We start from the raw sequence: 743 nt of genomic DNA, 5'->3' as shown, positions 1-743 counted from the left end.
TCTATAGTTCATAGTTAATTTTATAGCTTGCCAATGATTATATACCTTCTTTGAGAAACTTGTAGTTCTCCTATTTAATCGTTTGCAACTATTTCTTAGAGAAGTATTTACGCCCTCAATTGCCTTGGTGAATTGCTTTCCAATTAGATGTTTATCGTAAGGCAAAACCTGCTTGAATACCTCCCAGTTATCTGTACAAAACCAATCAATCGTAATACCTTCAAGACGTTTGAAAAGGTCTTTTACCTGCTTCTTACTGCGTTTTCCTGCTGTAACTGCTATGATCTCATCCGTTTCTGCATCATAAGCATAAATAATCCAGACCTTTTTCTTCCTCTTACCAACAAAACTATGTAGCTCATCTATCTGTACTTTATGAAAATGCTTCTTGCTTGATTTAAGGATTATTTGTTCGCCTGTTTTTAATAGCGTTCTTAATACACATCCCTTACTGACACCTAAAACATTAGCAATATCTGTAATCCCACTACCATGTACTAACATCTTGATAATCTTACGTTTGGTACTAATATCTGCACCCCAATATAAGTATTCAGATTGAAACTGTTTTTTACAATCCGTGCACTTGTAATTTTGGGCTTTGTTCTTTTTTATACCATTCTTTACTACTTTTGCAGAGAAACAATGGGGGCAATCTAGCTTTACGATTATTTGAGACATAATTGCAAAGTTCGCTCCCTTGTTTTATTTATTCAACTCATCATACATTTGAATCTACAACC

Annotated in this window: 1 protein-coding gene; it reads right to left on the bottom strand. The window is 34.2% G+C overall.

The genetic code is table 11. The features are described from left to right. Window positions 1-681 (bottom strand): IS1 family transposase (locus ACYVFA_RS28245; RefSeq protein WP_460475226.1); only part of this gene is annotated, 681 nt, incomplete at its 3' end. Window positions 682-743 lie beyond the last annotated feature (62 nt).

This window comes from Emticicia fontis (assembly GCF_054779675.1).
Note: the sequence above shows the minus strand (reverse complement) of the source record. Positions and strands in the feature narration are given on the sequence as shown.